General features: G+C 78.7%; 1 pseudogene. It reads right to left on the bottom strand.

From position 1 onward, the window contains the following. Nucleotides 1-267, bottom strand: a pseudogene (locus FVP33_RS19655) (allantoinase AllB); the annotation flags it as partial.

Below are 267 nucleotides of genomic sequence, written 5' to 3'. Positions count from 1 at the left end.
GGGGGCGAGCAGGGGGAGCAGGGCCAGCGCGGAGGAGGGGGGCAGGATGGGCGGGCGGGCGCCGGTGCGCCGGCCCCCGGCGATCACCCGCTCGATCGCCGTGGTCTCCGCCGCGTCCGGCCGGGGGTCGACGAACCGGCCGTAGCCGACCCCTCCCGAGTTCGCGTGCGCGTCGAGCACGGCCGGGTCCGCGGCGTGCACGATCAGCAGGCCGCCGAACTCCGCGATCTCCGCGAGGGCTGTCGCGAGCTGGGCGGCGTCGAGGTG

Origin of the sequence: Lacisediminihabitans profunda, assembly GCF_008040105.1 — a bacterium.
In the GTDB taxonomy this organism is placed as follows: domain Bacteria; phylum Actinomycetota; class Actinomycetes; order Actinomycetales; family Microbacteriaceae; genus Lacisediminihabitans; species Lacisediminihabitans profunda.
Note: the sequence above shows the minus strand (reverse complement) of the source record. Positions and strands in the feature narration are given on the sequence as shown.